Origin of the sequence: Acinetobacter uliginosus (assembly GCF_044130295.1) — a bacterium.
Classification (GTDB): domain Bacteria; phylum Pseudomonadota; class Gammaproteobacteria; order Pseudomonadales; family Moraxellaceae; genus Acinetobacter.
Map to the genome: position 1 here is coordinate 1 of NZ_JBIQOC010000120.1, position 8,294 is coordinate 8,294.

Genomic DNA, 8,294 nt, shown 5'->3' on the forward strand with positions numbered 1-8,294 from the left:
AAAGGTTGCCAACACATAAAGTGACCCAGATTGAAGAATTACTGCCACACCGCTGGAAACCCAACTCAAATTAAAAAATAGCTATGGGGTTCAGCGCACGCTTACGAATTTCTTTGTCAGACATAGTGATCAGCATCTATATTTTATATCCAGTCCATGGTGATAAAAACCATCATAAACTAGACATTTTTATTGGTGAGAATATAGACACTTTAAATGGGTTCTAACAGCGATACTTCGTATAAGCGCCATTATGTTAAATGGATGGTGAAATTATGATTTATTCATCTCTAACTAACAAAATATATTCGGTTATATTTATGGGAGGAAGATTAAATGATTTCTCCCAATTTTTATCTTTTAACTTATCTTGTCTATTAGCATAACCAAGTAATCCATTATATAAATTTATATTCCATAGCATCGTCTTATTGGCTGATGTAGATGTCCAATAAAATTGTTGCCAACTTTCCTGTTCTTTATTTGATGGTTTTGGTAAGTTGGGAAAGATTTTTTCATTAATTGCTGGTCTTTTCGACAATTCAGAACAAAGAGAAGGAAGTTTTTTACCATTAATATGAGTCCATCGAGTAACTTTTTTATCTTTATAGATCCGACCACTTTCAGTTAATTCAGAAGTTTGTTTAATATCCTGTAACCAACCATTAGTACATGCTCTAATTGCGGCAAATTCTTCAACTTCAGGGATTCTCCATGCTTTAGATTTAGTCAATTTATACTTTGGATTGACGTATTTATTTATATAATCTTTAGCATCTTCAGAAGTAAATAAAATTCCGTTGCCTTCACAAGAATTTTTAATAAATTTTTGTCCAATCGTACATCTCATCCAAATGAGACCAGTTTTAGGATCTTTCCATTCACCTTTTGGCATTAACATAGCGTTATTTTCTGCATATAAATTAGAATTGTAAAAAAATAAACATATACTGGAAATTATATATAAGAATCTCATTAACATATTAGACTCGATTTAATTTTATTAAATATCCTGAAATTAACATAATACACCTTATACGAAATGCTTTTGATTTCCTTTTTTAAATCATAAGTTTACCGTGTATAAAAAAGCCCAGACCTACTGATCTGGGCTTTTTTAATGATTTTTCATGTTCCACGCCTAATATTTAAGCAATGTTCCACGAGTTTGTTCATCTCAGTTAAACAATCGTGATTAATCATAGAACCTGAAAAGCGGACACCAGAAGCTCTTTTCTCCAGTTCTGTTTTGATATGCTCTGAGACTGAATAAGCTTATTTTCGTTTTCAACCGGAGCAGTCCATATCTAGGGCCTGTCATCAATTAGCTTGAGAAAATCTAACCTGTCCTCATTATTTTTTCATAACTAAACGCTATGCATTAAGAGATGATCAGTGGGAACAGATTAAGGATCTGTTACCCGGACGAGCGAGTACTGTTGGAGTAACTGCCAAAGACAACAGGCTATTTGTTGAAGCAGTATTGTATCGGTATCGTTCAGGTATTCCGTGGCGAGACTTACCAGAACGCTTTGGGGATTTTAGAGTCGTGCACACTCGCTTTAGCCGTTGGGCTAAAGCAGGCGTATGGCAGAAAGTTTTTGAAGTGCTGTTACATGAAAGTGATAATGAATATGCCATGCTGGACTCAACCATTGTGCGCGCTCATCAACACAGTGCCGGAAAAAAAAGAACAGGCGATCGGACGCAGTAAAGGTGGCTTAAGTACCAAAATTCATGCCCGTACTGATGCTTTAGGCAACTCAACAGGATTTTATCTCACTGCCGGGCAGGCTCATGACTTAAATGGTGCTGATGTGCTGCTGGACTTATCGTTAAGTCAGACTTGGCTCATGGATAAAGCCTACAATTCCAAGGATAGGGTGATTGATCCAATCCATAAGATCAATGGTCAGATCGTGATGCCGTCCAAAAGTAACGCGATTGATCAGCGTGATTATGACCAACATCTTTATAAGGCAAGACATCTGATCGAGAACTTCTTCGCCAAGCTCAAGCAGTATCGAGGTATTGCTACGCGCTATGATAAATTGGCTCAAAACTTCCTGTCAGCGATCTACCTTGCATCAATCATGATATGGCTTAATTGATGACACGCCCTAGCTAAAAGGTTGTTTACAAAATCAGTGGCTACTCAAGTTAAATAATTACAATTAACTTCATATCCACCGTAAATTTCTTTCTGTCTTAATAATATTTATTGAAAGTTTTAAAATATTCTTTACTTGAAGCAATTAATGTCCAAATAAGAATACATATAATCAGATATTTATAACGTTTTATTAACCTATATGGTTCCAAGCCTTGTAATAAGGTACCCGCCATTTGACTATGTAGTTTTGCTAGTTGGTAATCCATCCCAATTTTAATAAGTAATGAAAGCCCAACACCTATGATAATAATCCAACATAGTTTTCTATTAACTAGAAATGGAAAGAAAATTGTTGCTAGTATATTCATCATGTTTTTCTTCTTACTTCAACCTTAAATAACTAAGTTTTAAATTTTTCCTATCAAATAAATATTCAAAATCATAGTGCTATACAGATTTAGTTACACCAAAGAATTTTTCCATTTTTGATCCAAAAGTGAGATTTACAACCTTTTTTCAGAAAAACTGAAGGGAACAAACTAATCTGATTTTGCGAATTAATATTCACGTCCCAACGAGGTTTTGCCTCTCTAATAATTGGTAACTCTATAGTGTAATCACAACCACATGGGCACTTTAAACCTACACACCAGATTTCTTCATCTTCAATAGCAACCACTATAGATCTAATTGGCATTTTTGGAGGTAAAGAGTCACCCTCTAGTAGAATCACTGAACGAGAAGAAACTTTATCTAAAAATAGAGTTAGGTATTTGAAAAAAAATTGTTTCATATCATTCCTTAAAGATTAGGCATTCCTAATAGTGGTGTAGTGATACCTTTACTGACGTTAATCCTAGAAATAGAGGTAAAATTATCCTCCCTCAAATACTCAGTTTCATTAGCACCTAAGCAAATGACAGTTCTTGCATAATTAGAATTATTTTCTTGTCGAAACAAAAATGTTCTAGCTATAAACTCGTTTATACAAAAGCTTGCGGCAAGCATATTAAGCGGAATTACAGAGGGGGCCTCCTCATGAACACCCTTGAAATAGCCTTCTTTCAACTGTTTTTCATAGATGTCAGGTGAAGTTTCTTTCAAATATTCTGCTCTCAAAGAGTCTGGTGTATAAACTTTTCTATCTTTTAGAGAACTTCTATGAGGTTGGATATAATCTAGCCGGGCACACACTTCTGTAATAAAAGGTTTTCCGTCTTTTGATCCTGTTGGGATTGTTACACCGATATCAAAAACAGGTAAAAGAAAATACTCACCAACTAAATCTACATGCATCCTTGCTGAAACTGTATCAACACAACTGAATAAAACATCACAAGTTGCTGCCTCAAGAATAGCTTGCCGAGTACCAATCTTGCTATCTAATACTGTTAAGACAACATCAGACCTATATTGGTTAATAGCATCAGCTAGAACTTTAACCTTCGCTTTTTGACTCTTAGCGTCCTGAATTGTTGAATTAAGAATTCTATTCAGATTCTTATGTTCAATAACATCATCATCGATCAAGACCAGATGCCCAACTCCTAATCTGGCAAGGTTTTCAATCACAATTGATCCTGTACCAGATGCCCCTATAACACCAACTTTAAAATTTTTTAGACTTTGGGTCATATCGGCTGAAAAAGGCATAACGTTGCTCGACGATTGTCGAGCAACTAATTCAATGTTTTGACCTACAATTAAGAACTTATCAATATATTGTGGGGATAAATTCTTATCATAGAAACGCCCCGTTAATTTTCCTTCAGGTGTCACTATTACTGAGCCATGTAATTGGTTATATGCTGCAAAAATACAAGGTATTACTTTCTGATCACTTTCATCATCAGCAATCGAAAACTGATTTAGACTTGATGGATGGGAATGAATTAAGAATAAACTGAGATTTTTTTCCTCTCCCTTTTCAATCGCTTCTTCTATATATTTTCCAGGCCAAGTTAAGTAATCAACTTTACGAATACATTCACTATGTGGCACTAACAAAATATCTTGAACCAAAAAAATAATTTGATCATTTATTTTGTTGCATGAAGCAAGCGCTATAGCACTGGCTTCTAACCCATCTCCCGGAAATAGATGACGTTTTAAGTCATCTAAATGGGTATCCGTGATTCTAAAATGAGTTTGTAAAATCATGACTGCACCTCACGAAGTAATGATTCTTCAATAAGTGCAAAGTGTGTAATAACATTATCACATGCTGGGTTCCAAGCAGAAAGAGGACTACGATGCCGAGACCATCGTTGATAAGATTTACCTTCAATTGATTGATCTACTTCAGTACAAGATGGAATAGCACCAGTCGATAATTGAATTCGAGGATATGTATAAAACATATCAATTTCGGCTTGAGGATATGTAATAGGGATTTCAATTGCGATGGAAATTACTTGATGGCTGTATCCTTCAGGTAATTGGTAGTTATCAACTATGAGCCACCGACGATTTTGCTCAATAATAGTTCGAAAATTTCCAAACACCTGGTTTAAATATTCATTGTCTTTTGGAAGAATCTGAAAACTATTTACAACTGCATCCCCATTATTTACTTCTCGTGGAATTAGTCGAAGTTTTTCAATACCAGGCTTTGCTAAATCTATTACCGAATTTGATGTGACTTCTTGTTTAGGCTCACCTTGAATCTTTAAAATAATTTGATAATTCTCAGCATCTTGAATACCTGCTAAAGATAATGCTTCAGAAACAATAATTTGAGATTTATCTACCTTAATGATTGTACCTTGAACATTGAGCTCATAAGTTTGCTTCGGCAATCGAGTATAGATATCTTCAATACCAGCTTCAGATAAGTTGATAACAGTTTGTTCACTGATCATTAAATCCGCTTCTTCCGATTTAGATAAAAAGAAGGATTTATTTTTCAGTCCTGTTAGAACTTTCAAATGCTTCAAAGTAATGTTGTTTTCAGGCCACTCATAGTTAAAGCCGTCAATTTTTAACTTAAAACTACGATCACCTTCAAGGATAAAAAACTTATCACCCTTCTCAAAATCTATACTCTCTTCAGGACTGATTTCCTCCATACCTGATTGATTAAGCACTTGGTACAAAAGAATATTGTCCTTTGAAGAGTATCCAAGTGATCTCAATAGCTGAGATCCGATAGGGGAATGATCCTCAATAGATCCATGTTTAAAGGTTAAATCGCTGAGAGAGTAAGCAAATTGTTTCATGTATAGCTCCGAATTCTGATTAATCTGGTTAAATTAATCTCATTAACCAGAGTGTAAAAAAAAACTTGCTAGAACAAAAGTACACCGAAAATCTGCTTAAGTAAATACTTTTAAGCAGATTTTTTCAATTTAACAGATACTTTGGTAAATGAACTCTATGCCGCCTGTTTCTGCTGTTTCTTCAAACCGCAAAATATACCCATCATCAACTAGCTTTTTAAGTTTACTACTAGCATTTGGAACAGACACATCCATTAAAGATGCTAATTGAGATGTTGTTACTTTTTTCTTGCTTTTCAATAAATTGAAAATTTCTAAATTTGACTTTGTTAAAGCGGGGCCTAACAATTTTGTTTCATTCTCTATTTTTATTGTCAGGGGTTGATCTAATGCCACAGCTGCATAGTCTATGTTATCAATTACATCTTCATCATAAAGATTAGTAATAATAAAACCTTTAGTACCTCGGTAAACTTTAGCTAGTAAAACGATACTTTCTCTAGAGAAAGAGGAATCTGCAAATTCAATATCTGTAAATGAAATTTCAAAGAAAGTTTGACTTTTATGTTTTTCAACATAGTCTCTCATTTCGTTAAACACTTCTTTGCCCAATTTATTACCATGGGGCACGTTAGATCTACAAAAATCAAAAATTTTCATAACATTTATATTCTGGTTCATAGCGTTCTTTTAATCAGTTTAATTGTGTTTGTCAAGTTTAATAGTAAGTACATAATGAGTTCCTTCAATATGCATTAGATCTGTTTTTGTGCTACAACCTATTGTTTCTATGCCCTGAATACCAAATGGAAAATTAAATTCATTCGTTTGTTGCCTAATTGTTAAGGAAATATTAGAAACTCTTGAATTAGATATTTTTCTAAGTACTTCATTAGTTCTTGACAAACCTAAGCCTCTTCTTTCTAGCCCAGTTCTTGAAACTTTTCCTTTATTAAAAACATATGATAAAAGCTCAATATCGTTTTCTAAAGTTTGTTCCTTCAATGCTATTAAATCGGGATTATGTTGATAATATGCTAATGCTTCATGTCTCAAAGTATTTATTAATCCTGCACCACTATCAGATATTGCAATAATGATCTTTCCAGAACTATAAATTTGCAGAGCAATAAAGCCATCTATATCTGATAATCCATGGTCTCGAACATTTCCAACTAACTCACCGATAAATGTTCTAAGTTTGCTTAATAGAATTTTTTTATCTTCATCAGACAGTTTGGCTTTTATCAATTCAGCCAATCTAAGCAAATAAGAATCATCATCATCTTTTGTAATAGATATAATCTCACACAAATTTTCTGAGTTAGCATTATATATTTTCGCTAATGAAACTTCTGGAAGGTAAGGTAAAACTATCACATCCTTATGAATTTTATCGAAGAAACCACAACGGCTTAAATAACTAATACTATCTGAATCTTTGTCAAATTTTAAAGTTACCGTAGAACCGACTTTAATTAGTTGACTCGTAAGACTCAAAATTTTGAGTATGCAGTCTAAAAATAGAGATTTATTTGAAAAATCAAATATAACATTATTTCTTAAGCTTAATAGATTTGGGTATTTCCTTAAAGAATTTTCAATATTCGAAGCACTTAACCAATTTGAGGTGCTGTCAAAAGAAATTGTAGTTATAGCAGGGTTTTTATATTCCCAAACATATTGTTCATCTTGATGTAAGCCTTTTAAATTTAATTTTAGTTCTTGATGTAACACAGAACTAACGTGTTTATGAGTTACCTTAGTGCGAGTAGGATCTAAAATTAAGGCAATTTTTTTGGCTTTTAGAGGACCATTCTGCTCTAAAACTTCAAGAATTTTTTTTAGTAAATTATTCATAAATAGAATTCAATATTATAAAAGCTTAAGAGCACTATTTATTAAGAAAATTTTGTACTCAGTTTACAAACTTATTCTATCCGATTTCACAATAAATCATTACTAGAACTTCTTAACTATTCAATAAAAAACTATAATCATTATGTAAATTTAGAGTATACCCTAAAGTAACACTTTAAAAGTTCGTAAAACCATGTACCATTTAAATGATTTTTAATCATAAGTAACATGTAACTTTGATATTAAAGATTTATAATTTACAAAATTGTTCATTTTTATCCAATTGGGGCGAGAAAGAGTGAAAGGCCAAAAAGTAGGTTATGTGCGAGTGAGTTCGGTCGAGCAAAATACTGGGCGTCAACTTGAGGGGATTGAAGTCGACCGGATTTTTGTTGACCGTGCTTCGGGTAAAAATACCGACCGACCGAAATTTCAAGAAATGTTGAACTATGTCCGGGAAGGGGACAGGGTGATAGTACATTCCATGGATCGTTTTGCGCGAAGCTTAAAAGATTTGGTCACTGAAGTAGATAAACTGGTCAAACGAGGGATTTCCATCCAGTTTGTAAAAGAAAATATTACTTTCACTGCTCAATCTACCCCGATGGATAATTTAATGCTGCAACTGATGGGGGCCTTTGCACAATTTGAACGTGAAATCATTCTGGAACGGCAAAAGGAAGGAATAAAACTAGCCTCTGCTCAAGGGAAATATAAAGGTCGTGTACATAAATTGAAACCTGACCAGGCTGAAGCTTTAAGACAAGCATGGAAGGAAGGAAAGTACTCTTCAAAAATGGCATTAGGCCAGGCATTTGGAATTAGTCGTCAGGCAGTATATCGGTATTTGAAAGTAGGTGATTAACTCAATTGAAATTGGCGATTATATTTAGTTTAGCTTATAAAAATCGTGAAACGTGATAAATCCATGAAAAGCCCATTCGAGGGTGAATAGGCTTTTTACAATGCACTATCTTGCTGATTTTATATGACAATTTAAGGCACTGTTGCAAATAGAGATTTGAGTCGATGATGTTTCCTTTAAAAAGTACTTAGAGACCGAAAACCCTGTTGATTAGACACACTTCACCCTGAGGCTGACC

Annotated in this window: 7 protein-coding genes and 1 pseudogene; 2 read left to right on the plus strand and 6 right to left on the minus strand. The window is 33.8% G+C overall.

The features are described from left to right. Nucleotides 1-280: 280 nt before the first annotated feature. Entirely contained in the window at nucleotides 281-901 is a 621-nt protein-coding gene (locus ACE01T_RS16435) for an Lcl domain-containing protein (RefSeq protein ID WP_395519693.1), read from the minus strand. A gap of 462 nt (nucleotides 902-1,363) precedes the next feature. On the opposite strand from ACE01T_RS16435, the pseudogene ACE01T_RS16440 reads away from it, so the two are divergent. After that, nucleotides 1,364-2,111, plus strand: a pseudogene (locus ACE01T_RS16440) (IS5 family transposase). Nucleotides 2,112-2,570: 459 nt separating this feature from the next. Here ACE01T_RS16440 and ACE01T_RS16445 read toward each other — a convergent pair. The 5 genes from ACE01T_RS16445 to ACE01T_RS16465 all read right to left on the minus strand — a co-directional run bounded on the left by ACE01T_RS16445 (nucleotide 2,571) and on the right by ACE01T_RS16465 (nucleotide 7,191). Further along, nucleotides 2,571-2,906: a ubiquitination-like system serine protease family protein gene (locus ACE01T_RS16445; RefSeq protein ID WP_131382208.1), complete on the minus strand. Its 336-nt coding sequence runs from the start codon at nucleotides 2,904-2,906 to the stop codon at nucleotides 2,571-2,573. Nucleotides 2,907-2,914: 8 nt separating this feature from the next. Then, nucleotides 2,915-4,273 carry a ThiF family adenylyltransferase gene (locus ACE01T_RS16450; RefSeq protein WP_395519694.1) on the minus strand — a complete coding sequence of 453 codons (1,359 nt, stop codon included), beginning with the start codon at nucleotides 4,271-4,273 and terminating at the stop codon, nucleotides 2,915-2,917. Continuing rightward, on the minus strand, nucleotides 4,270-5,331 hold the full coding sequence (locus ACE01T_RS16455; protein ID WP_131382210.1) for an E2/UBC family protein: 1,062 nt from the start codon (nucleotides 5,329-5,331) through the stop codon (nucleotides 4,270-4,272). The genes ACE01T_RS16450 and ACE01T_RS16455 overlap by 4 nt, the downstream gene beginning before the upstream one ends. Before the next feature lie 129 nt (nucleotides 5,332-5,460). Then, nucleotides 5,461-5,991, minus strand: a complete 531-nt coding sequence (locus ACE01T_RS16460; protein WP_395519695.1) for a MarR family transcriptional regulator — start codon at nucleotides 5,989-5,991, stop codon at nucleotides 5,461-5,463. A gap of 39 nt (nucleotides 5,992-6,030) precedes the next feature. Next, the gene (locus tag ACE01T_RS16465; protein WP_395519696.1) at nucleotides 6,031-7,191 is read right to left on the minus strand and encodes an ATP-binding protein; all 1,161 of its coding nucleotides are present in this window, start codon (nucleotides 7,189-7,191) and stop codon (nucleotides 6,031-6,033) included. Between the two features lie 298 nt (nucleotides 7,192-7,489). On the opposite strand from ACE01T_RS16465, the gene ACE01T_RS16470 reads away from it, so the two are divergent. Further along, nucleotides 7,490-8,056, plus strand: a complete 567-nt coding sequence (locus tag ACE01T_RS16470; protein WP_062034269.1) for a recombinase family protein — start codon at nucleotides 7,490-7,492, stop codon at nucleotides 8,054-8,056. Nucleotides 8,057-8,294: the final 238 nt, after the last annotated feature.

What these genes read in the sequence shown, in the direction of transcription:
- ACE01T_RS16465 (WP_395519696.1), bottom strand. Translation starts at nt 7,191, where the DNA reads ATGAATAATTTACTAAAAAAAATTCTTGAAGTTTTAGAGCAGAATGGT.
- ACE01T_RS16455 (WP_131382210.1), bottom strand. Translation starts at nt 5,331, where the DNA reads ATGAAACAATTTGCTTACTCTCTCAGCGATTTAACCTTTAAACATGGA.
- ACE01T_RS16435 (WP_395519693.1), bottom strand. Translation starts at nt 901, where the DNA reads ATGTTAATGCCAAAAGGTGAATGGAAAGATCCTAAAACTGGTCTCATT.
- ACE01T_RS16445 (WP_131382208.1), bottom strand. Translation starts at nt 2,906, where the DNA reads ATGAAACAATTTTTTTTCAAATACCTAACTCTATTTTTAGATAAAGTT.
- ACE01T_RS16450 (WP_395519694.1), bottom strand. Translation starts at nt 4,273, where the DNA reads ATGATTTTACAAACTCATTTTAGAATCACGGATACCCATTTAGATGAC.
- ACE01T_RS16460 (WP_395519695.1), bottom strand. Translation starts at nt 5,991, where the DNA reads ATGAAAATTTTTGATTTTTGTAGATCTAACGTGCCCCATGGTAATAAA.